Origin of the sequence: Flavobacterium dankookense, assembly GCF_004362665.1 — a bacterium.
Lineage (GTDB): Bacteria > Bacteroidota > Bacteroidia > Flavobacteriales > Flavobacteriaceae > Flavobacterium > Flavobacterium dankookense.
On record NZ_SNXR01000012.1, the window covers coordinates 468,714 to 491,767 of the forward strand.

General features: G+C 32.9%; 22 protein-coding genes and 1 tRNA gene. 15 read left to right on the forward strand and 8 right to left on the reverse strand.

The annotated features are described in order from the left end of the window. Window positions 1-30: 30 nt before the first annotated feature. Window positions 31-480 (reverse strand): 6-pyruvoyl trahydropterin synthase family protein, encoded by a 450-nt coding sequence (locus BC748_RS06095; protein ID WP_133532577.1) that lies wholly within the window; start codon window positions 478-480, stop codon window positions 31-33. A gap of 110 nt (window positions 481-590) precedes the next feature. Here BC748_RS06095 and BC748_RS06100 point away from each other — a divergent pair. Continuing rightward, window positions 591-664, forward strand: a tRNA-Ala gene (locus BC748_RS06100). 37 nt (window positions 665-701) lie between these two features. Here the strand turns inward: BC748_RS06100 and BC748_RS06105 are convergent. Then, window positions 702-1,274, reverse strand: coding sequence for a DUF3109 family protein (locus BC748_RS06105; protein ID WP_133532578.1), 573 nt, complete (start codon window positions 1,272-1,274; stop codon window positions 702-704). A gap of 85 nt (window positions 1,275-1,359) precedes the next feature. Between BC748_RS06105 and BC748_RS06110 the strand changes: the two genes are divergently transcribed. Genes BC748_RS06110 through BC748_RS06120 form a run of 3 tightly spaced genes read left to right on the forward strand, consistent with a single transcriptional unit; the run spans window position 1,360 to window position 2,790 of the window. Then, entirely contained in the window at window positions 1,360-1,935 is a 576-nt protein-coding gene (locus BC748_RS06110) for a MarC family protein (RefSeq protein WP_133532579.1), read from the forward strand. A 37-nt stretch (window positions 1,936-1,972) separates the two neighbouring features. Further along, complete coding sequence (locus BC748_RS06115) at window positions 1,973-2,170, forward strand: hypothetical protein (protein ID WP_133532580.1); 198 nt, start codon at window positions 1,973-1,975, stop codon at window positions 2,168-2,170. Window positions 2,171-2,181: 11 nt separating this feature from the next. Beyond that, entirely contained in the window at window positions 2,182-2,790 is a 609-nt protein-coding gene (locus tag BC748_RS06120; RefSeq protein ID WP_133532581.1) for an FAD-dependent oxidoreductase, read from the forward strand. Window positions 2,791-3,073: 283 nt separating this feature from the next. Here the strand turns inward: BC748_RS06120 and BC748_RS06125 are convergent, their stop codons facing one another. The 4 genes from BC748_RS06125 to BC748_RS06140 all read right to left on the reverse strand — a co-directional run bounded on the left by BC748_RS06125 (window position 3,074) and on the right by BC748_RS06140 (window position 7,628). Further along, window positions 3,074-4,534 carry a hypothetical protein gene (locus BC748_RS06125; RefSeq protein WP_133532582.1) on the reverse strand — a complete coding sequence of 487 codons (1,461 nt, stop codon included), beginning with the start codon at window positions 4,532-4,534 and terminating at the stop codon, window positions 3,074-3,076. Window positions 4,535-4,850: 316 nt separating this feature from the next. Continuing rightward, on the reverse strand, window positions 4,851-6,428 hold the full coding sequence (locus BC748_RS06130) for a S41 family peptidase (RefSeq protein ID WP_133532583.1): 1,578 nt from the start codon (window positions 6,426-6,428) through the stop codon (window positions 4,851-4,853). A 26-nt stretch (window positions 6,429-6,454) separates the two neighbouring features. Then, complete coding sequence (locus BC748_RS06135) at window positions 6,455-6,886, reverse strand: deoxycytidylate deaminase (protein WP_133532584.1); 432 nt, start codon at window positions 6,884-6,886, stop codon at window positions 6,455-6,457. Window positions 6,887-7,034: 148 nt separating this feature from the next. Beyond that, a complete protein-coding gene (locus BC748_RS06140) occupies window positions 7,035-7,628 on the reverse strand; it encodes a HupE/UreJ family protein (RefSeq protein ID WP_133532585.1) in 594 nt (197 codons plus the stop codon). Window positions 7,629-7,763: 135 nt separating this feature from the next. Between BC748_RS06140 and BC748_RS06145 the strand changes: the two genes are divergently transcribed. Beyond that, the gene (locus BC748_RS06145) at window positions 7,764-8,195 is read left to right on the forward strand and encodes a tellurite resistance TerB family protein (protein WP_133532586.1); all 432 of its coding nucleotides are present in this window, start codon (window positions 7,764-7,766) and stop codon (window positions 8,193-8,195) included. Between the two features lie 30 nt (window positions 8,196-8,225). On the opposite strand, the gene fbp is transcribed toward BC748_RS06145, so the two are convergent. After that, complete coding sequence (fbp, locus tag BC748_RS06150; RefSeq protein WP_133532587.1) at window positions 8,226-9,233, reverse strand: class 1 fructose-bisphosphatase; 1,008 nt, start codon at window positions 9,231-9,233, stop codon at window positions 8,226-8,228. 107 nt (window positions 9,234-9,340) lie between these two features. Here fbp and BC748_RS06155 point away from each other — a divergent pair, with 107 nt between their 5' ends. The 10 genes from BC748_RS06155 to BC748_RS06200 all read left to right on the forward strand — a co-directional run bounded on the left by BC748_RS06155 (window position 9,341) and on the right by BC748_RS06200 (window position 22,089). Further along, a complete protein-coding gene (locus BC748_RS06155; RefSeq protein ID WP_133532588.1) occupies window positions 9,341-9,814 on the forward strand; it encodes a GNAT family N-acetyltransferase in 474 nt (157 codons plus the stop codon). Next, the gene (locus BC748_RS06160) at window positions 9,814-11,067 is read left to right on the forward strand and encodes an aspartate kinase (protein ID WP_133532589.1); all 1,254 of its coding nucleotides are present in this window, start codon (window positions 9,814-9,816) and stop codon (window positions 11,065-11,067) included. Before BC748_RS06155 ends, BC748_RS06160 begins: the two co-directional genes overlap by 1 nt. Window positions 11,068-11,218: 151 nt before the next feature. Beyond that, entirely contained in the window at window positions 11,219-14,617 is a 3,399-nt protein-coding gene (locus tag BC748_RS06165; protein WP_133532590.1) for a hypothetical protein, read from the forward strand. Between the two features lie 59 nt (window positions 14,618-14,676). Continuing rightward, on the forward strand, window positions 14,677-15,279 hold the full coding sequence (locus BC748_RS06170; RefSeq protein ID WP_133532591.1) for a hypothetical protein: 603 nt from the start codon (window positions 14,677-14,679) through the stop codon (window positions 15,277-15,279). A 340-nt stretch (window positions 15,280-15,619) separates the two neighbouring features. Further along, entirely contained in the window at window positions 15,620-16,597 is a 978-nt protein-coding gene (locus tag BC748_RS06175; RefSeq protein ID WP_133532592.1) for a ribonucleotide-diphosphate reductase subunit beta, read from the forward strand. 276 nt (window positions 16,598-16,873) lie between these two features. Further along, on the forward strand, window positions 16,874-19,318 hold the full coding sequence (locus BC748_RS06180; protein ID WP_133532593.1) for a ribonucleoside-diphosphate reductase subunit alpha: 2,445 nt from the start codon (window positions 16,874-16,876) through the stop codon (window positions 19,316-19,318). Window positions 19,319-19,392: 74 nt separating this feature from the next. Beyond that, window positions 19,393-19,695, forward strand: coding sequence for a hypothetical protein (locus BC748_RS06185; protein WP_133532594.1), 303 nt, complete (start codon window positions 19,393-19,395; stop codon window positions 19,693-19,695). A 338-nt stretch (window positions 19,696-20,033) separates the two neighbouring features. Beyond that, the gene (locus BC748_RS06190) at window positions 20,034-20,258 is read left to right on the forward strand and encodes a hypothetical protein (RefSeq protein ID WP_133532595.1); all 225 of its coding nucleotides are present in this window, start codon (window positions 20,034-20,036) and stop codon (window positions 20,256-20,258) included. Beyond that, a complete protein-coding gene (locus tag BC748_RS06195) occupies window positions 20,255-20,701 on the forward strand; it encodes a GNAT family N-acetyltransferase (RefSeq protein ID WP_133532596.1) in 447 nt (148 codons plus the stop codon). The genes BC748_RS06190 and BC748_RS06195 overlap by 4 nt, the downstream gene beginning before the upstream one ends. A gap of 53 nt (window positions 20,702-20,754) precedes the next feature. After that, window positions 20,755-22,089, forward strand: coding sequence for a deoxyguanosinetriphosphate triphosphohydrolase (locus BC748_RS06200; protein ID WP_133532597.1), 1,335 nt, complete (start codon window positions 20,755-20,757; stop codon window positions 22,087-22,089). On the opposite strand, the gene BC748_RS06205 is transcribed toward BC748_RS06200, so the two are convergent. Beyond that, window positions 22,086-23,036: a DUF3078 domain-containing protein gene (locus tag BC748_RS06205; RefSeq protein WP_133532598.1), complete on the reverse strand. Its 951-nt coding sequence runs from the start codon at window positions 23,034-23,036 to the stop codon at window positions 22,086-22,088. The genes BC748_RS06200 and BC748_RS06205 overlap by 4 nt on opposite strands. Between the last annotated feature and the right edge of the window lie 18 nt (window positions 23,037-23,054).

Genomic DNA, 23,054 nt, shown 5'->3' on the forward strand with positions numbered 1-23,054 from the left:
TTCTTCCTACGACAAGCCTAGGATGACAGTTTAGTTATCGGAAGCATACCATTCGGCGAATGAGGTTTCGGTTTCTTGTAGTTTTAAGGAATGTAGTAGAATTTCTTTTGGCAATCGGTCTTTAATTTTTTTGGCAAAATCGATGACCATGTTTTCACTTGTTGGTTGATATTCGACTAAAATTACATGATGACCACGGTTTTTTAGCTCGTTTGCTAACTCAATATGTGGTGTGTTTTGGTTGAAAACAGTGGCGTGATCAAAAATATCGACAATTTCTTCTTTGACAATTTTTTTCAAATCAGAAAAATCGATGACCATTCCAAATTTGACATTGGAGTTGTCGGTTATGGGTTTTCCGATTACGGTTACGGATAATTTATAGCTGTGTCCGTGAACGTTTTTGCATTTTCCGTCATAGCCGTAGAGTGCGTGACCTGTTTCGAATGAAAATTGTTTGGTGATTCTGATGTTACTCATGAAAGAAGTTTTATAAGTGCAAATTTAGTAAATAGTAAGTTATCTATTTTAGAAATTTAACCGATGCTTTTTTTGATGGTAAAAAGTAGTATATTTGGACTTTCAATTTTGGGGGATTAGCTCATTTGGCTAGAGCGCTACGCTGGCAGCGTAGAGGTGATCGGTTCGAATCCGATATTCTCCACAGAAAAAGCCAGCATTTTTATATGTGCTGGCTTTTTTTATTTCTCTTTTTTTAAATCTTCGGCAACTTTTTCTAATTCGGAATACCAATCGGCACCAAATTTTCTTATTAAAGCTTCTTTAACAAATTTATAAACAGGAACTTGAAGTTCTTTTCCTAGTGTGCAAGCATCGTTGCAAATATCCCAACGGTCATAGTTTACAGCTGCAAATTCTGAAAAATCTTTTACTCTAATTGGGTATAAATGGCATGAAACGGGTTTTTTCCAGTCAATAATTCCTTGATTGTAGGCTTGTTCAATGCCGCAAAGTGCTGTTTTTCCATCAAAAATAACATAAGCACAGTCTTTATTATCAATTAGAGGTGTTTCTAAATCTTGGTCGGTTCCAACAACCCAAGTTCCAAGTCTTTCGATAACTTCAATGCCTTCTTTGCGGAGAAAAGGTTTTACTTTTGGATAAATTTCTTCTAAAATTTTGGTTTCTTCTTGACTTAAAGGTGCGCCAGCATCGCCGTCAACACAACAAGCGCCATGACAAGCGGAAAGATTGCAAACAAAATCTTTTTCTAAAATATCTTCTGAAACTATAGTTTTTCCTAACTGAAACATTTCTTTTATTTAATGGAGCAAAAGTACAAATGAAAATTGGCTTCTGTGAACTATTAAAAACTTAATTTTGCAAAAAATAATGGAAATGAATTTAGATTTTAGAGAAATAGCAACGGCAACAATGGTTCTTTTTGCTGTGATTGATATTGTTGGAAGTATTCCAGTCATTATTGATTTGAGAACAAAGTTTGGACATATTCAATCGGAAAAAGCTTCTTTGGTTTCGGCTGGAATTATGATTGCTTTTCTTTTTGTTGGAGAAGAGATTTTAAAATTAATTGGAATAGACGTGAACTCGTTTGCTGTGGCAGGTTCTTTTGTATTGTTTTTTTTGGCACTCGAAATGATTTTAGGTATTAGATTATATCGAGATGAAGAAGCCAACTCCGCTTCGATTGTTCCAATTGCGTTTCCTTTAATTGCTGGAGCAGGAACGATGACAACTTTACTTTCACTTAGAGCGGAATTTCATTCTATAAATATTATTGTTGCTATTATTTTGAATATAATTTTAGTTTATGCCGTATTAAAATCATCTTCAAAAATTGAAAAAATGCTGAGCAAAAACGGATTGAGTATCATTAGAAAAGTATTTGGGGTTGTTTTACTGGCAATTGCTGTTAAATTATTTGCGGCTAATGTTAAAGACCTTTTTGTATAAGATTCTTATTTGTATTTTTGTCTCATAATTTTATTTCATGAAAATTTTTACTACCATATTAATTGTTATTGCCTTCGGATTAATCGTATTCAATGTTACTTTATTGGATTTTGATAAACCATTTGAAGGTGAAAGTTCCATTGCTTTAATTGGAATTGCAGCAGCGTTGTGTGCCGTTTTCATTCTTTTAATTTTTAGAATGTCTAAAAAAATTGAAGATAAACTCAAAAATTAATTTTTCTTTATATGTTTGATGTTCTGATTATTGGCGGTGGCGTTTCGGGAATGTCGTGTGCTTTGGTTTTGGGTTCCGCTCGTAATAAACCATTTGTAATCGATAAAAAAATTGGAATTATCACTCATCAAAAAGCATCGTCTTTGCAAGATGCTCTTTTTAATAATGCTTATGGTATTTCTGCAGGAAAACTAGGTTCAGAACTTTTAACAGAAAGTGTTGAACAATTGCAACAATTATATCCGCATGTTACTCAAATTCCGAATGAAAAAGTTATGAAAATTGACGGTGAGTTTGGAAATTTCACTATTACAACTAACAAAAATATATATCGTTCGCAACTGGTTGTCATCAGTATTGGTGCTGGAAATCCTTTTACCATTGAAGGTTTAGACGAATATGTCATTCCACATCAAAAAACAATTCCCGAGAAAAATAGAATTCAATTAAAAAATGTTGATCACAAAGTAACCGAAGGTATTTATGTTACTGGAACTCTTGCTGGTTGGCGAAGTCAATTAGCCATTGCTTCTGGTAGTGGTGCAGCAGTTGCTACAGATATTTTAACGCTTTGGAATAATGGTGTTCATGTTCAGGTGCATGATAGTGTTAGGAAGTAAAAAGACATTGAAATGAATTTAATAACAATGTCTTTTTTCTGTTTTACTTTATGATTTTTATCTTTATGAGTATATCAAAAAAACTGTCTTGAATTGGTTAAAGACATTAAGCTTTTTTACTTTTTTTAAAAATCCAGAGAATTAATCTATACAGGAAAAAAATTACACTGATTTGAAATACTAATGATAAAATTTGAAATATCACTAATCCTAAACTTGACCCAACATTTATTTCTTCCATTTTTTATTTTTTAAAATTAAATAACTTAAATATTTTTTAGTTTTATGGTAATCCAATTATTTGTCCTGATACTGGTTGTCCAGTAATTGGATTCACATATACTATAAAAGTTAAATGATATGTATGAATAGTTCCTAATCCTTGAATGAAAACATTAAAATTAAGATTGCCTGAAAACTTAATTTTTGTAAGGTTTTCAGATATTGTCGTTATTTCTGATGCGTTATTAGGTGTAGTTTGTTCGTAAGATATCGAAAATGTGTTTCCTGATATATTTGAACTAACATTTTCAACAGAAAAAGGATTAATTTTTTGTTGAACTTCAACATTAAAATCTGTAAAAAAGTTTACAACAAACTTGAATTTTGCAATTTTAGTATCGCCATCTACAAATTCTATTGCGGGACCTATATTGTCATTAATTTGGTTAAAAAATTCTTCAAACTCCTCCAAACTTTGAAAATTCATTGAATTTTGAGAATTTATATTATCATCGTAAATAAAATTTCCGACACTTGGTTTAAAAAACCAGTTTTTAACTTGAGAGGTTGAAATATTTGGATTTAAAATTAAATAATCAATCAATTGCTCGACGTAAAAAAATACACTCAAATTATTTGGATGTTGATTTACATATTCTTCAATTTCTTTTCTAACATCTAAATTTTCTTGAGCGTGCCACCAATATTGCTGATCGGTGTTTAATCCCGTAATAAAATCTTTAAAATTAATTTGTGTAGGTGTCAGACCAATTATTGAAGTAATGATTTGTGGAATCGATGAGTCATTATTCACATTAGTTCCAGAACTTCCACCACTACCAGGAACATTAATACCATCGATATTGCTTCCACCAGAATTACCAGCAGATGCACTTCCGCTTGTCGTGCCACCACCACCTGAAGAAACCCAATCACAAAAAGTTGTAATTTCAGTAACAACTTCAAGTTGACAAGTGTAACCATTTGAATGGGTTTCTTGACATCCATTTGGATAAACTAAAAAACGATTAATAACATCAAAACAAAGTAAATATCCGGCTTCTCTATAGACCTGAATGTTTAAATTACTTTTTTCAATCTCTGTCAGGTTATTAAAATTTTCTGGTTTTATATTGTATTTTATAAAATATAAATCAAGTAGACCATTATCTTTTGGAATAAACAATATGTTTTCTAAGTTTTCTTCACTTTTTCTAAACATTGGAAAAGTATAATATAAATTACCTCCATCTTGTATTGCTTTTCCGTTATCATAATCAATATATAAATCTAAATCATCATTGTATGTAAATCTATTTGCTTGATTGTTTAAATTCGATTTGTTTTGATTGAATGTACTTTTCAACCCTTTCACTTTTTCTAGAATCTTAAATGATGTGTTGTTGTCAATATCAGATAATCTGATTTTGTCAATCTTTAGTTTTCTTGAACTATTTTTAATTGAATCTTCGTATAAATCTTTTTCACAACTAGTAAATAAAATTGTGGCTATAACAAACATTAAAACGGATAAATTTTTTTTTCATGTTTTTTAATTTTTAAAATGAATAAATTAAAACATAAAAAAGCGTAAGCAGAACCAAATACTCGTTTCAGAGGTTAGTGGAAACCTAAACACAAAAGCAAATGGAACGCCTAGGCAAATTGTAGACGTATCCAACTTTACTTCTCCATGTGTTTCGAAATTTTCCACGATTCCTGAAAACAGAGATTTTTAAAAGCTAGAACGCAATTATATATTTTTTTAAAGTAAGAACGTAAATGATTTAGTTATAACTAAATCAAACTTAATAAATAATTCTTTACTTACAAAATTTTTATTGATTTTTTTTCAAAACCGCTTTTATCATCGCATCGTCTTTCAATAAAATTTGATAATATTGAATTTCTCCAAAAAGTTGTCTTGCAAATTCGGCAATCAAATGGGTTTTGACAATTTCTTTATTGTTTGATAGTTTAAGTTCCAATCCAGCGTTTTTAAGATAGTCTTCAAACTTTGAAATAAAGCTATCGTCTTTTCCAAAATTGGTTAAAAAAGCTGCGTAAGTCATGTCTTTAAATGCATTTCTGTCTTTGTCAATTTGCTCAAAAACAAAATGATCAACTACTCCAGAATTTAATAAATAAGCTAATCCTTCTTCGCCTTTTTTTACTTCAAGTGGTACAAAAATATCGGGAACGATTCCGCCGCCGCCATATACTATTCGTCCTTTTTTGGTTTTAAATTTCAGCGAATCGGCAACTTTAATTTTGTCTTTGGCATATAATTCGCCGTTTTCAAAACGAGTTTCAAAATCGTGACTGTATTTTTCGCCTTCGCCTTTGGTGTAAGGTTTTTGAATAGAACGACCGCTTGGTGTATAATATCTTGCTGTGGTTAACCGAACAGCCGAACCATCTTCAAAATCAACTTCGCGTTGCACTAATCCTTTTCCAAATGAACGACGACCAACAATTGTTCCTCTATCATTATCTTGAATGGCTCCAGCTAAAATTTCGCTGGCTGACGCTGAGTTTTCATCAATTAGAATGGTAACTTTTCCGTTTTCAAAAATACCTTCACTAGTAGCAAAAGTTTTATTTATGATGGATTTTTTGTTTTTTGTAAAAACAATAAGTTCGTCTTCTTTTAGAAATTCATCTGCAATTTCAACTGCTTTTTCTAAATATCCGCCACCATTATTTCTAACATCAACAACGATACTTTTTGCTCCTTTTTGTTTTAAATCACGCAATCCTTTTAGGAATTCATCGTAGGTTGTTTCGGCAAAACGATTTATTTTAATGTAGCCAGTAGTTTTATTTATCATCAAAGCAATGTCAACACTTTTTATAGGAACTGTGGCGCGAGTGACAGTTAGATTGATTTTTTTATTGGTACTTTTTCTGTAAACCGTTAAATTTACTTTGGTTCCTTCTTCGCCTTTTAATTTGGTAAATAAACTATCCGAAGGTAAATTTCTTCCATAAAGTTTTGATTTTCCTGCAAATAATATTCGGTCACCAGCTTGAATTCCAGCTTTTGCTGCTGGACCATTTGGCAATGGATTTACCACCGTAACGGTGTCTTTATACATGTAGAAATTCACACCAATTCCAACAAAATCACCTTTCATAATTTCGGCTTCAGTGGTTTGTTCGCTTGGTGGTAAATAGATAGAGTGTGGATCTAGTTTTTCTAAAATACTGTTGACAGTTAAATCCACAATTGAATCCGAATTGACATCGTCAACATATTCATTATTGATGAAATCAATTAATTTGTTGAGTTTTGCTTTTGGAGCGTTTTTTGGGGTTGAATAATGTTCGGGGAAGTTTATAATTCCTCCAATCATGATTCCTAAGCCAACGCAGGCAAAAAGTAAAATGGGTAAATATTTGTCTTTTGATTTCATGGATTTACTGAATTGTTTCAGTATTTTTAACTTTCTAAATCTTGAATTTGGGTAACTTCAATTCCGGCTTTTTCTAAAAATTCTAATCCTGAAGCGTCACGATAACCATTTTGAAAAACAACACGTTTAATTCCAGATTGATGAATTAATTTACTGCATTCTTTGCACGGCGAAAGTGTAATATATAAAGTAGCATTTTCGCAGGTTTGTGTAGAACGCGCTACTTTTGAAATGGCATTGGCTTCGGCATGGAGAACATACCATTTGGTTAAACCTTCTTCGTCTTCACAACAGTTTTCAAAGCCTGATGGTGTTCCGTTGTAACCATCGGAAATTATCATTCTATCGCGAACGATAATTGCGCCAACTTGCTTTCGTTTACAATAAGAAAGTTTGCTCCATTCGGCAGCTATTCTTAGATAGGCTACGTCGTATTTGTGTTGTTTTTGTTCTTTCATAAATTCAAATGGTTTCCTTTCTAGCCCCGATTGTAATGTAAATCATCCCGATTTATCGGGATATTGAAATGGAAAGCGGGAAAATGGATAACAAAGATACCTAAACGATTCGCTTCTAGAAATAGTTTAAGAATTATTTAGTTAAATATTAGTTTTGCCAAATTTCACTGTTCAAAATCATAGGAATTACGACACCAATTATGAAGGCCGAAACGGTTAAAATCCAGTCGCGTTTTGAGAATTTGAATAGGGTTTGAAAGACAAATGCGAGAATTAATGTGGCAATGACAATGATGATTTGTGCAGCTTCGATTCCGAGTGCAAATTCAAACATGGGTAATAATTTGTCGGTTGCTGAGCCTGAAAGAATATTGTTGAAATAGTTGGAAAAGCCCAATCCATGTATAATTCCAAAGAATAGCGTAACGAATCCGATGAAAGTTATGTTGTCTTTTTTGGCTGATTTTCCTGTGGAATAGATGTTGAAAATTGCGGTGATTAAAATAGTTATCGGGATTAAAAATTCGACAAAGGTTGGGTTGATTTTTACAATTCCAAAAACGGCTAAAAATAATGATAATGTGTGTCCAAGTGTGAAAAGTGAAACTAGTATTAGTATTCTTTTCCAGGCTTTTGCATCATAAGGAACGGTTAATGCAAGCAAAAATAAGACATGGTCATAGGCATGAATATCAAGCACGTGTTTTAGACCAACGTTGAAGTAAATCCAGAAGTCTGACATAGCAAAAAAAGTAGTTTTAGGTATGTAAACTTAGTAAAAAAAATAAAATCTCAATAAAAAACACATGAAAACATTGTAGAATGGTTTTCTTAAAATGGTAAATTGAATTATATTTGCACAACAAAAATTAAAATTATGTCCATTTCAGATTTATTTGATAGCGAGTTTAAAAGTAGAAATAAAGGTCATTTTTCGGCTATTGTTCGTGTTGCCATTGCCGATGGTGATATGAGTAGAGAAGAAAAAGAGTTTTTGGATAAACTGGCTGTTCGTTTGGAAATTTCGGCTTCAGAATATGAAGAGATTTTAGAAAATCCTTTGAAATATCCAATTAATCCACCGTATTTGCATTCTCAACGCTTAGAGCGTTTGTTTGATTTATCAAGAATGGTTTATGCTGATCACGTTCTTGGACCAAAGCAAAAAGAAATCTTAACTAAGTTTGCATTAGCATTGGGTTTTACACCAGGAAATGTACCTTTGATTATCGATAAAGCAATGTCTTTGCTGATTTTAAATGTAGATTTGGATACGTTTGTATATGAAATGACACATATGAATAAATAAAAAAACTCCCAAGAAATTGGGAGTTTTTTTTTAACAATATTTTGCCATAAACTCTTCCGCTTTGCTAACCATATTATAACTTCCGCAGAAGAAAGGAACACGCTGATGCAATTCTGTTGGATTTATTTCCATAATTCGTCCAAAACCATCAGAAGCTTTTCCGCCAGCTTGTTCGGCAATAAATGCCATTGGGTTGCATTCGTATAGTAATCGTAATTTTCCGTTTGGCGATTTAGAACTTGTTGGATAAATATAAATGCCGCCTTTTATCATATTTCTATGAATATCAGAGACTAAACTTCCAATGTATCGCGAAGTATAAGGTCTGTTTTCTTCTTCCAATTGACAATATTTTAAATAATCTTTTACTCCTTGTGGAAAATGAACATAATTTCCTTCGTTGATGGAATAAATGGTTCCATCTTTGGCAAATTGCATATTGGGATGTGAAAGGTAGAATGTTCCAATTGCAGGATTTAAGGTAAAACCGTTTACGCCATGACCAGTTGTATAAACTAACATAGTTGAAGTTCCATATATTACATATCCAGCTGCTACTTGCTGTGTTCCAGGCTGAAGAAAATCTTCAATTGTTACTGGAGTTCCAACAGGAGTTTTTCTTCTAAAAACCGAAAAAATCGTTCCAACAGAAACGTTTACATCAATGTTAGATGAACCGTCAAGCGGATCCATCAAAACGACGTATTTACTACTGTGACTTTTATCAGAGCCAGCAACGGTAATGAAATCGTCGTTTTCTTCTGAAGCAATTCCGCAAACAATTTCACGGTTTATTAACGTTTGAATAAAAACTTCATTAGCATAAACATCTAGTTTTTGTTGGTCTTCGCCTTGAATGTTTTGGTCGCCAGCTGCGCCAATAATATCAACTAAACCAGCTTTGTTTACCTTATAGTTTACGACTTTTGCCGCTAATCGAATGGAATTGATAATTCGAGATAATTCTCCCGAAGAATATTGAAATTCAGATTGTTTTTCGATGATAAATTCACCTAGAGTTTTGTTGCGTTCTTCCATTACGAAATCGTTGTAGTTAGTTTTGCAAATATCGATAAATTTGTTAAAGAAAAAAGCGCTTTCAAGAAGAAATTATTAATTGTATTTTTGTTCCAAATTTTTTTAAAATGATTATCCGTAAAGGAGAAAAAAAAGACATGAAAGCCGTTCTTGAACTCATTCAAGAATTAGCTACTTTCGAAAAAGAACCTGATGCTGTTGTAGTTACCGTTTCCGATTTAGAAAAAGATGGTTTTGGAGAAACTCCTTTGTTTCACACTTTTATTGCTAAGATAAATGACGAAATTGTTGGTATAGCACTTTATTACTATCGCTATTCGACCTGGAAAGGTAAAACAATTCATTTGGAGGATTTAATTGTGAAAGAAAAAATGCGTGGTTCGGGAATTGGTTTTGCATTGTATTCAAAAATAATAGAACAAGGAAAAAAAGACAATGTCCGCCGAATAGAATGGGCAGTTTTAGACTGGAATATTCAGGCAATTAATTTTTATAAAAAATCAGGCGCAAAAATTCTTGACGATTGGCGCGTAGTCCAAATGGATGAACAAGGAATAAATGAATTTTTAACTAATTTATAATGAGAATTTTCAAATTTGGTGGTGCATCAGTTAAAGATGCTGATGGAATAAAAAATGTGTTTAGCGTTCTTGAAAAAGTTGGTCATGAAGATACGCTTTTAGTAATTTCCGCTATGGGAAAAACTACAAACGCTTTAGAAACAGTTATCAAGAATTATTTCGAAAAGTCCAACGAACTTCATGCTTCGTTACAAGAAGTTCGAAAGTACCACAACCAAATTTTGATGGACTTGTTTGACGACGAGGAACACGATGTTTTTTATGCCGTAAACAGTCATTTTGCTGATTTGGAATATTTTATTCGAAGTAATAAATCGCCTAATTACAGCTTTGTTTATGACCAAGTAGTTAGTTATGGTGAAATTATTTCGACTACAATTGTAAGTCATTATTTCAATCATGCTGGACTAAAAAACAACTGGATTGATGTTAGAAATTTCATCAAAACGGACAATAATTACCGTGATGCAAATGTTGATTGGGAAAAAACACAACAGTTAATTTCAAAAGGTGTAAAGAAAAAAGCACTCAACATCACACAAGGTTTTTTAGGTTCTGATGAAAATAATTTCACAACTACTTTAGGTCGTGAAGGTTCTGATTATACAGCAGCAATTTTTGCCTATTGTTTAAGTGCCGAAAGTGTAACAATTTGGAAAGATGTTCCTGGAGTTTTAAATGCCGATCCAAGATATTTTGAAAATGCAGTTTTGCTAAATCAAATTTCTTATCGCGAAGCAATCGAATTAGCGTTTTATGGCGCGTCGGTTATTCATCCAAAAACATTGCAACCATTACAGAGAAAAGAGATTCCGCTTTTTGTAAAATCGTTTGTCAATCCTTTGTTGCCAGGAACAAGTGTTTCAAAAGGCGCTGATTTAGAACCACAAACGCCATGTTTTATCGTAAAGAAAAATCAGTTGTTGATTTCGCTTTCGTCTATTGATTTTTCATTCATCATGGAAGAAAATATCAGTGAGATTTTTGCCTTATTTCATCAATTTAAAATAAAAGTAAGTTTAATACAAAACTCAGCGATTAGTTTCTCGGTTTGTGTGGAAGATAAGTTTGGTAATTTTGGCGAATTGAAAAATATCCTTTCTAAAAAATTCAAAGTGGCTTACAACGAAGAGGTTTCGCTTTATACCATTCGTCATTTTGATGAAAAAGCAGCACAAATTGTTGAAAATGGTAAAAATGTTTTGGTGAAACAAATTTCTAGAGAAACGATGCAATTGGTAACTAAGGAGTAGAAACATTTATGAAAAAAAACAGAACCATTAAGAAATTAAGTTTCATTTAGAGTTGCGGAACTTAATTTTCTTAATTTCTTAATGGTTTTTTAAATATTTGAATTAGTGTTGTTTTTATACTCAAAATAGCTTTTTTACGTTATAAGTATGTATGCTAAAAAAACTTTTTTTATTGATAATCTTCGTTGGGTTTTCCAAGCTTTCGGCTCAGGAAACAACATCGTTGTATCAAACTAAAAAAGTTGCTGTTTCTGCCGATACCATTAGCATTGAAAAAGTAAGCATCAATTCGGGTTTTTTCAAAATGCGATTAGCAGATGGAACGCCAATTGACACTTCTTTTTATAAAATCGATTTCAAAAAAGGAAAACTACTCTTCAAAAACGGGTTTAGTGCCAAAGACAGCATAACCGTTCAATACCTAAAATATCCCGATTTTTTAACCAAAACCTATAGCATTTACGACCAAGACCGAATTGTTCCCAACGAAGAAGGAAATTTGTATAAAGTCAATCGCTCGGTTAAAAAATTTGTGCCTTTCGACGGACTAAACACTTCCGGAAGTATAACTCGTGGCGTAACGGTTGGAAATAACCAAAACGCAACAGTAAACTCCAACCTCGATTTGCAAATCACTGGAAAAATTTCTGATAAAGTTTCACTTCGTGCTTCTATTCAAGACAGCAATATTCCGTTGCAAGATGGCGGTTATTCTCAAAAATTAGATGAATTTGACCAAATTTTCATCGAATTGTTTACCGATAAATGGAACATTCGCGCTGGAGATTTATTTCTTGAAAACAGACAATCACGCTTTCTAAATTTCAATAAAAAAGTACAAGGACTTTCTACACATTTTACCTTTGGTGGCGAAGAAAACAAAACTGATATTTTCGCCTCGGCGGCTTTGGTTCGCGGACAATATGCTCGAAGTTCGTTCACTGGACAAGAAGGAAATCAAGGTCCATATAAACTGCGAGGAAATAATGGCGAATTGTTTGTTTTAGTAATTTCGGGTTCAGAACGTGTGTACGTCAACGGAATTCAAAAAAAACGTGGCGAGAACAACGATTATATCATTGATTATAATGCTGGCGAAATTACTTTCACATCGCTTTTTCCTATTACTTCTGAAATGCGTATCGTTATTGAATACCAATATTCGGATAGAAGTTACACGCGTTTTGTGACGTATGCTGGAGCAAATCATGAAGCAAAAAAATGGAGTTTAGGTGGATATTTGTATTCTGAAAATGATGTAAAAAACCAACCGCTACAACAAAATTTATCTCCAGAGCAAGTTGAAATTTTAAAAAATGCTGGTGATAATTTAAATTTAATGAATGCGCCATCGGCTTATCTCGATACGTATTCCGACAACAAAGTTCTGTATAAAAAAGTAATCATCAACGGCATTGAAGTTTTTGAACAATCTAACAATCCAGATGACGAATTATATAATGTCAAATTCACTTTGGTTGGCCAAAATCTTGGGAATTACAATTTGATTACTTCCAATTCTATTGGCAAAATTTATCAGTATGTTGAACCAATCGCTGGAATTCCTCAAGGAAATTATGAACCAATAACTCGATTAATTGCACCAACAAAAATCCAAATCGCAACCGTTGTTGGAAAATTCAATCCAAACGAAAAAACGCTAGTTGATTTTGAAATTGGCGTAAGCAATAACGACCAAAATTTGTTTTCTTCTATCGATGACAACAATAATAAAGGAATTGCTGGAAAATTGAATTTCAAACAGCGATTGCTTAGTAAAAAATGGCAAATCGATGCTTTTGGAAACTATCAATTTGTTCAAGAAAATTTCCAAACCATAGAGCGATTGTTCAATATTGAGTTCAATCGCGATTGGAATTTAACGTCTTTTGAAGGAAATCAAAGTTTACTCATCAATGGTTTGGATTTTATTTTACCCGAAAAAGGAAAGCTAACCTATCAGTTTGAAAAGCTTGATTTTTCCAAAAGTTTTTCAGGAAATCGGCATTTGGTAAATGGTTTTTTCAAATTAAAAGATTGGAATATTTTGCAAAATGCCAGCGTTTTAAAAAGTGATGGAAGTTTTGCAACGTCTTCTTTTATTCGAAATCAAACACAAGCAAGATATCATTTTAATAAAAATTGGATTGGCGGAAGTTTACGTTTAGAAAACAATAAAGAAAAACTTGTCGCAACTAATCAGCTTTCTGCTTTAAGTCAACGATTTACAGAATATGGCGCGTTTGTTGGTCGTGGCGATAGCACAAAAGTTTTTGTAGAATTGGGTTATTTACAACGTGTAAATGATAGTTTGCAAAATGGATTGCTCCAAAAAGTAAATACTTCCAATTCGTATTATTTGAAATCTAAATTGGTTCAAACCAAAAAAAGTGATTTATCTGTTTTTATCAATTACAGAAACCTGAAATTTGAAGATAACTTGCGTGGAAACGAACCTTCGCTGAATTCTAGATTGTTGTATAACGATCAATATTTCAATCAATTGATGCAAATAACAACATCTTATGAAACTACTTCGGGAACCATTGCACAACAAGAATTCACCTATCTTGAAGTTGAACCAGGTCAAGGAGTTTTTACTTGGATTGATTACAATAATAACGGAATTCAAGAGTTGCAAGAGTTTGAAGTTGCGCCTTTTCCTGATCAAGCCAAGTATGTTCGGGTGTTTTTGCCAAATCAAGAATTTGTAAAAACCCACCAAAACCGTTTTTCGCAATCGTTGACATTGAATACATCGCAGTGGCAAAATGCAATAGGTTTTAAAAAATTATTGTCTTATTTTTATAATCAATCATCTTATTTGATTGAACGGAAAATTTTCAGAAATGGCGATAATTTCGATTTAAATCCGTTTTCAACAGACGAAGAAAATCTATTGGGATTGAATACCAGTATTAGAAACAGCTTGTTTTATAATCGTGGAAAACAGAAACATTCGATGACTTATACTTACACCGAAAATCGATTGAAAAGCTTACTTTCAGTAGGTTCGCAAGAAAGCAAAAACAAATCCCATCAGTTGCAATATATTCATTTGTTGAAAAAAACATGGTTGTTTACGTTGAACACAAAATCAATTTCAACCGAATTGTTTTCTGAAAATTATGCCAGTAAAAATTTTATTGTAAACGGTTATCAAATGAACCCAAAAGTGTCTTATTTATTCAATAAAAATGCCAGTTTAGATGTTTTTTATGAATATCAAAATAAGGAAAACCAACTTGGAGATGGCGAATCTTTGCTTCAAAACCGTTTTGGAACATCTTTTTCCTATTCTGGCGAAAAGAAATTTACGGTCAATGGCGAGTTTTCATTGTATCAAAATAAATTCAATGGCGATGCTTTGTCGCCTGTTGCATTTCAGATGCTCGAAGGATTACAACCTGGACAAAACTTAACTTGGCGATTACTTTTGCAGAAAAATTTAACCGAATTTTTAGACATCAACATTAATTATTTAGGAAGAAAAACAGAAACGAGCCAAACCATTCACACTGGAAATGTTCAATTAAGAGCCTATTTTTAATTGGCATGTATTTTGTAATAAAAAAATCACTAATTTTAAATTATTAAAAATCTATTATCATGAAAAAACTAATTTTATTATGCCTGGTATTTGTCTTTTCTAATACCATTTTTGCTCAAACTGTAAAAGAAAAAGCAAAAGCAAAATCCGAAAAATCAGCTGCGGCTAACAAAGCTAAACTTGAAAAGTTAAAAGACGAAAAAGCAAAAGCAAAAAAAGACGCTGAAAAAGACGCTAAAAAAGCAGAGAAAGAAGCCAAAGCAAAAAATTCTAAAACTAAAAAAGAAGTAGAAGAAAAAGCAACAAAACTTAAAAAAGACGGAACACCAGACAAACGCTTTAAAGATGCAGCCGAAAAAGAAGCTAAAGCGACCAAAGCCAAAGCAAAATCTGTTTCAGCATCAGCTAAAGCAACAGAAGGAAAAGCCAAAGCAGAAGCAAACAAAACAGCTGCAAAAGCGAAAAGCACTGTAGCAAAAACCAAAAAAACAGCTGCGGAAGAAACCGAAGACATGAAAGAAACTACACTTTCTAAATCGGCTGAAAAGAAAGTGAAAGACAAAGTTACAGGTTCATATAAAGGTAAAAAAGTATTCACTGGACCAAGAGGTGGAAAATATTACATCAACAAAAACGGAAATAAAACTTATATTCAAGAATAAGGTTTTCAAATAAAATGACAAGAGCAATTTTCAATAGAAGATTGCTCTTTTTTTTGCTTTAAAAATTAGATTTTAGCGCTTTCAAAAATGTTAAAATATTTCGATGCGTATTTTCTTAATATCCTTTATCTATGCGGTTTGCGTAAAATAAATTAATTTTAAATAATTGATAATCAATTATTTGTAAAATTTCTAAAAACGTTAAACAAAACTTCAGTTTGTTAAAAACTAGCTCGATTTGTGGATAAGTTTGACTTTCTTTTTCCGTTTCGTTTGACAATCTTTGTATCACACTCAAAAGGTCAAAAAATCACCCAAATAATTTTAAAATAAATTCAAAATGGCGACTATCGAACCAATTTTACAAGAAAACAAAAACCGCTTCGTGATTTTCCCAATCAAACATCATGATATTTGGGATTGGTATAAAAAAATGGAAGCTAGTTTTTGGACAGCCGAAGAAATTGATTTGCATCAAGATTTATCCGATTGGAATAATAAACTAAACGATGATGAAAAATACTTCATCAAGCATATTTTGGCATTTTTTGCTGCTTCTGACGGAATTGTGAATGAAAATTTAGCCGAAAATTTTGTAAACGAAGTACAATATCCAGAAGCAAAATTTTTCTATGGTTTCCAAATCATGATGGAAAACATTCACAGCGAAACCTATTCACTTTTGATAGACACGTATGTAAAAGACGAAGCCGAAAAAGCCTCACTTTTCAACGCATTAGAAGTTTTTCCTGCCATCAAGAAAAAAGCAGATTGGGCTTTAAAATGGATTGGTTCCGATTCTTTTGCCGAAAGATTAATTGCTTTTGCAGCCGTAGAAGGAATTTTCTTTTCAGGTGCATTTTGCTCGATTTTTTGGTTAAAAAAACGCGGTTTAATGCCAGGTTTAACGTTTTCTAATGAGCTAATTTCTCGCGATGAAGGCGTTCACTGCGACTTTGCTGTGCATTTACACAATCACCATTTGATAAACAAAGTTTCAAAAGCCAGAATTACCGAAATCATTACAGACGCTTTACTTATTGAACGCGAATTCATTACAGAAAGTTTGCCAGTTTCATTAATCGGAATGAACGCCAACTTGATGACACAATATTTAGAATTCGTAGCCGATAGATTATTAGTAGAATTAGGTTGCAGCAGAGTTTATAATTCAAGCAATCCGTTCGATTTCATGGACATGATTTCATTACAAGGAAAAACAAATTTCTTTGAAAAACGTGTTGCCGAATACCAAAAAGCAGGCGTAATGTCAAAAGACACCGAAGACCAAAAAATTAGTTTCGACGCTGATTTTTAATCTGAATTTATTTGATTGAAGTTCAATGGCGTTTAGTTACGAAACCAAGCCATTGATTAGCTTAGCCCAGATTGAAGTGGAAATCCTTTTATTTCGTCAGTTCGAGTTCGCTTGCAAAGCGAGTATCGAGAACAAGAAATAAAAGATTGTAACGGAAAGCTGGATTGGCTTCAAAAAAAATCTATAGAACGAAAATTTTATAGAAGTTAAGGGATTAACAAAAAACAAAACTAACCGAAATAGAGAAGGGATTTTCTATTTCAAAAAACAAAAAGTATGTACGTAATTAAAAGAGATGGTCACAAAGAACCAGTAATGTTTGACAAAATCACAGACAGAATAAAAAAACTGTGCTATGGTTTAAATGAATTAGTTGATGCCGTAAAAGTGGCAATGAAAGTTATTGAAGGTTTATACGATGGTGTAACAACTTCTGAATTAGATAATCTTGCAGCCGAAACTGCTGCTTCTATGACAGTTACACATCCTGATTATGCTCAGTTAGCAGCACGAATTGCCATTTCCAATCTACATAAAAACACCAACAAATCATTCTCGGAAACGATGAACGAAATGTTTCACTATGTAAACCCAAGAACCAACCAAGCTGCGCCTCTTTTATCCGAAGAAGTACATAAAGTTATCCAAGAAAATGCCGAGTTTTTAAACTCTCATATTATATATAACCGCGATTTTAACTACGATTATTTTGGTTTCAAAACCCTAGAACGTTCTTATTTATTAAAAATCAATGGCAAAATCGTAGAAAGACCACAACACATGTTGATGCGTGTTTCTGTTGGAATTCATTTAAATGATTTAGAATCAGTAATCGAAACCTACGATTTGATGTCTAAAAAATTCTTTACGCATGCAACACCAACATTGTTCAACGCCGGAACGCCAAAACCGCAAATGTCTTCGTGTTTCTTATTATCAATGCAAGACGATAGCATCGACGGAATTTATGACACGCTAAAATCAACTGCAAAAATTTCACAGTCAGCTGGTGGAATTGGATTATCAATTCATAACGTTCGTGCAACAGGTTCATACATTCGTGGAACAAACGGAACATCAAACGGAATTGTGCCAATGCTACGTGTATTCAACGATACAGCACGTTATGTTGATCAAGGTGGCGGAAAACGTAAAGGAAGTTTTGCTATTTATCTAGAAACGTGGCATGCCGATATTTTTGACTTTTTAGATTTGAAAAAGAACACTGGAAAAGAAGAAATGCGTGCACGCGATTTATTTTTTGCCATGTGGACTTCCGATTTATTCATGAAACGTGTACAAGAAGATTCTACTTGGACGTTGATGTGTCCAAACGAATGTCCTGGTTTGTATGATGTTTATGGCGATGAGTTTGAAGCATTATATACTTCGTATGAAGCTCAAAACAAAGGAAGAAAAACCATCAAAGCACGTGAACTTTGGGAGAAAATTCTAGAATCGCAAATCGAAACTGGAACACCATATATGTTGTATAAAGATGCAGCAAACAGAAAGTCAAACCAAAAGAATTTAGGAACGATTCGTTCATCGAATTTATGTACTGAAATCATGGAATACACTTCAGCAGACGAAATTGCAGTGTGTAATCTGGCTTCGATTTCATTGCCAATGTTTGTAGAAAACAATACGTTCAACCACGAATTATTATACAACGTAACCAAACGCGTTACTCGAAACTTAAACAAAGTAATCGATAGAAATTACTATCCAGTAAAAGAAGCCGAAAACTCAAACCTTCGCCATCGTCCAGTTGGATTAGGTGTTCAAGGATTAGCAGATGCATTTATTTTGTTGAGAATGCCATTTACTTCGGATGAAGCAAAAAAATTAAATCAAGAAATTTTCGAAACCATGTATTTCGCTGCCGTTACAGCTTCTATGGAAATGGCAAAAGAAGAAGGTCCATATTCTACTTTCAAAGGTTCGCCAATTTCGGAAGGATTATTCCAGCACAACCTTTGGAACATCAAAGATGAAGAACTTTCAGGTCGTTGGGATTGGGCAAGTTTAAGAAAAGAAGTAATGGAAAATGGTGTTAGAAACTCGCTATTAATGGCGCCAATGCCAACCGCTTCAACATCGCAAATTCTTGGAAACAACGAAGCATTTGAACCTTATACATCTAATATCTACACACGTCGTGTACTTTCTGGAGAATTTATCGTGGTAAACAAACATTTATTATACGATTTAGTAGAAAGAGGTTTGTGGAACGAAACAACGAAGCAAGAAATTATGCGTCACAACGGTTCGGTGCAAAACATCGATTGTATTCCAGCAGATTTGAAGGAATTATACAAAACCGTTTGGGAAATGTCGATGAAAGATATTATCGATATGTCGCGTCACAGAGGTTATTTTATTGACCAATCGCAATCGTTGAACTTGTTCATGCAAGATGCTAACTATTCAAAACTAACGTCAATGCATTTCTATGCTTGGCAAAGCGGATTGAAAACAGGAATGTATTATTTGAGAACAAAATCAGCTGTTGATGCTATCAAATTCACTTTGAATAACGACAAAAAAGCGGAACCAATACCATCAACAATCGCCGAAAAACCAGAAGCTGTAGCCGTTGAGGTTGTTGCGCCAACAGAAAATGGAGAAATGACTGCCGAAGATTTTGCCGCAATGGTAGAACGCGCCAGAAACGCCGCTGGAAATGTTGGTGATGATTGTGAAATGTGTGGTTCATAGAAGAAAAGTATAAAAAATTGTTTTTCCATCAATTTTTTCTATACTTTTGTATAGTAAATGATAAATACAATTTTATGAAAACACATTTAACAAATTTGATTATATCTTTTTTAGAAGATTCATTGGAACAATTCAATAAATATCAGACTGTTGATAAAAATGAATATTTTAAAATATCAGATTGCTTGTCTTTATTTAAAAATGAATTTGACACAGAGGAAAAGCATAAATATCTTTTTAGATTTATTAATCAGCCACATAGAACAGCTGAAAAACATTTATTTGAAAAAGCAATTATAAATGGTGATTTAGATGAATGTAATTTTTTAAGGATGAATAATTATTTACTTGGCATTAAAGATTGGATAAATAAGTAAAAAACAAAAACAGCTGTCAATTTGATAGCTGTTTTTGTATTTTAATTACATTTAATAAATTTTAAAAAATGAAAAATTATACAAAATACTTGATTGTACTATATATGGTTATTTTAGTTTTCATATGCCTATATTTTGTCCCTTTTGAAATCGAAAAAACTAATTACGGTCCATTCGGTGAAAGAAATCCAGTATATTATTCATATATACACTCTGATATTTTTAATCTAGAAGGTAGTTTAATATATTCTAGGTTAATATTTTATCTAATTATTCCAGCAATTATAATTTATTTAATTAATAAGCTTTTAACAAAAAATTAAAAAAAGGTAAAAAAAATGTCAAAAGAAAAAAAAGGAGTTTACACCGGAATCATAGAAAAAGACGAAAACGGAAATTATTTCTGTGGTGAATACTTGCTGGATTACCAATATACCGAAGCGAGTTTCAAACTTGGTGACGAAATCAACATCAAATCCGTAATCGCCAATCCAAGCGATAAAAGTTTTAATCAATATCCAAAAAAGTCTAGAAATTTTTTCTTGGCAAACGATAAAAAATGAAACTACTAAAAATCAATTCCAATCATCCCGATTTTCAAAAGTTAACCCGACTTTTTGATGATTATTTGGTTGAAATTGATGGCGATGAAAAAGACTTTTTTGCGCAATACAATCAAATATATATTGATAACGTAATCGTTTGTTATGAAGATGATATCGCTGTTGGTTGTGGTGCGTTTAAAGAATATGAACCAATGGTTGCCGAAATAAAACGAATGTTTGTCTTACCCGAAAAACGAGGCAAAGGAATAGCTTCGACTGTGTTGAATACGTTGGAAAGTTGGGCAAAGGAAAACGGTTTTCAGCATGCTATTTTGGAAACGTCAAACCAGCTGACAAACGCCATTTCATTGTATAAAAAAAGCGGCTACGAAGTCATTCCAAACTACGGACAATACATCGACGTAGAAAGTAGCGTATGCATGAAAAAAATCCTCAAATAAAGTTATCTTTAACTTCTAAAATCAAAAATAGTTAATCAACAATCTGAAATCAAATGACCTGGGAACAACTTTTATCTTTAAAACGTCAAGGCGATACGAGCAAACGTTTACGCATCGAACAAGACGACACACGATTGGGTTTTGAAGTCGATTATGACCGAATTATCTTTTCGTCGGCTTTCCGCAGTTTACAGGATAAAACGCAGGTTATTCCGTTGTCAAAAACCGATTTTGTTCACACACGTTTGACGCATAGTTTGGAAGTTTCGGTTGTTGGTCGTTCCATCGGAAGATTGGTTGGAAAAAAAATCATCGAAAAATATCCACATCTTTCTGCCGTTCACGGTTATCACATGAACGATTTTGGTGCTATTGTTGCCGCAGCAGCTTTGGCGCATGACATTGGAAATCCGCCGTTTGGTCATTCAGGTGAAAAAGCCATTGGAGAATATTTTTCTATTGGAAAAGGGCAACAATTCAAAGACAAGTTAATGCCAAAACAGTGGCAAGATTTAATCGATTTTGAAGGAAATGCGAATGGTTTTTCGGTTCTAACGAGTACACGTCCAGGAATTGAAGGAAGTTTGCGTTTGTCTTATGCAACGCTTGGCGCATTTACCAAATATCCAAAGGAAAGTTTGCCAAAAAAACCAACCAAAAATATTTCGGATAAAAAATATGGTTTTTTCCAATCAGACGCAGCTTTTTTCAAAGAAGTTGCCGAAGAATTAGGCATGATTTCCAATAAATCGGGCGAAGATATTGGTTATGAACGTCATCCGTTGGCATTTTTAGTCGAAGCTGCCGATGATATTTGCTACACGATTATCGATTTTGAAGACGGAATAAATCTCGGTTTGGTTTCCGAAGATTTTGCTTTGGAATATCTAATTAAGTTGGTAAAAGACACAATTGATGCTGCAAAATACCAAACTTTAACCACCAAAGAAGATCGAATTAGTTATTTGCGCGCTCTGGCAATTGGAAATTTAATCAACGATGCCGTTCGTGTTTTTGTTGAAAATGAAGAAGCTATTTTGCAAGGAAAATTTCATTTTGCTTTAACCGATAAAAGTAAATACAAAGCCCAAATGGATGATATCATCAAATTGAGTGTGAAAAACATCTACCAAAGTCGGGAAGTGATTGAAAAAGAACTTTCGGGTTACCAAATTATCAATACCTTACTCGATAAATTTATTACCGCTTTCAATAACAATCACGAAGGAAAAGCAACAAATTATGACAAACTTTTGCTAAAAATTCTTCCAGAAAAACACCATTTAGAAAAAGAAAATCTTTACGACCGATTATTGCATATTTGTCATTACATTTCCATGCTAACGGACGGAAAAGCGGTGGAATTGTTTAAGATAGTTTCGGCTTAGAAATTGTAAACCAAACCAACACCAAGCAATTGTTTTAGCTGAAGTTTTGGACCAAGTGTAACTTGTTCGCCATTGCGTTCTTCTTTGGCTTTGATATCATCGTCATAAATAAAATGCGCGCCAATATTTGCTTTAACATATTCGTTTACAACTAATTCTAATTGCATTTGCCAATCAACATCAATGTTCCCAAAACGGTTGATGTAATCCGAATACAAACTCAACCGATTTTCCCAAATAATGTTTTTATAGATTTCTTTTTTGTAAAAATTAGTTACTAAAAAACCGAGTTCCATTCGATATAATTCACCTTCTTTGATGAGGTTTCCATTAATGTCATAAATCGCTTTGTTCACTCCAAACGCACCTTGATTTGCTAAAGTTTGGTCTAAAACCAAAGTTGTTTTCATCGTTATTGGTGAAATATATACGTTCAGTTTTTTGGGTTTGTTTACATATTCTGAACCAACTCCAAGGAAAATGTATGCTGGCGCAAATGGTTTTGAAATGGCTTTAGAAGTGTTTGGATAAGCATAACCATTGGTAAACTGCGTATTAAAATTGAATTTTGCCGACGAATACCAATTTGAAATGGTATCTTTTCGATAACCTAAAGTCGAATTAACTTGAAAAACATCATCTGTTTTTCGTAGTTCAACACCATCTTGTTTGTTGACACCATAACGAATAATCATTTCGTTAACCCATTTTAGATTTCCTTTTTGATATTTTCGAATAAAATTCCCTTTCAACAATCCCGAAACCGAACTAACACCACCAGCATTCCAGTTTACAAAAGCAATTTGACTGATGTCCAAACCTGCGGTATTTTTCTTTTCCCAATGTGAAATAGTGTCGAGAGTTGTTGTTTTTTCATCATTTTGAGCAAAGAAACAAGTGGAAAAAAGTAAAGCAAGTAAAAGGAAAATCTTTTGCGAAATTTTCATGTTCTAAAAAAATGGTTT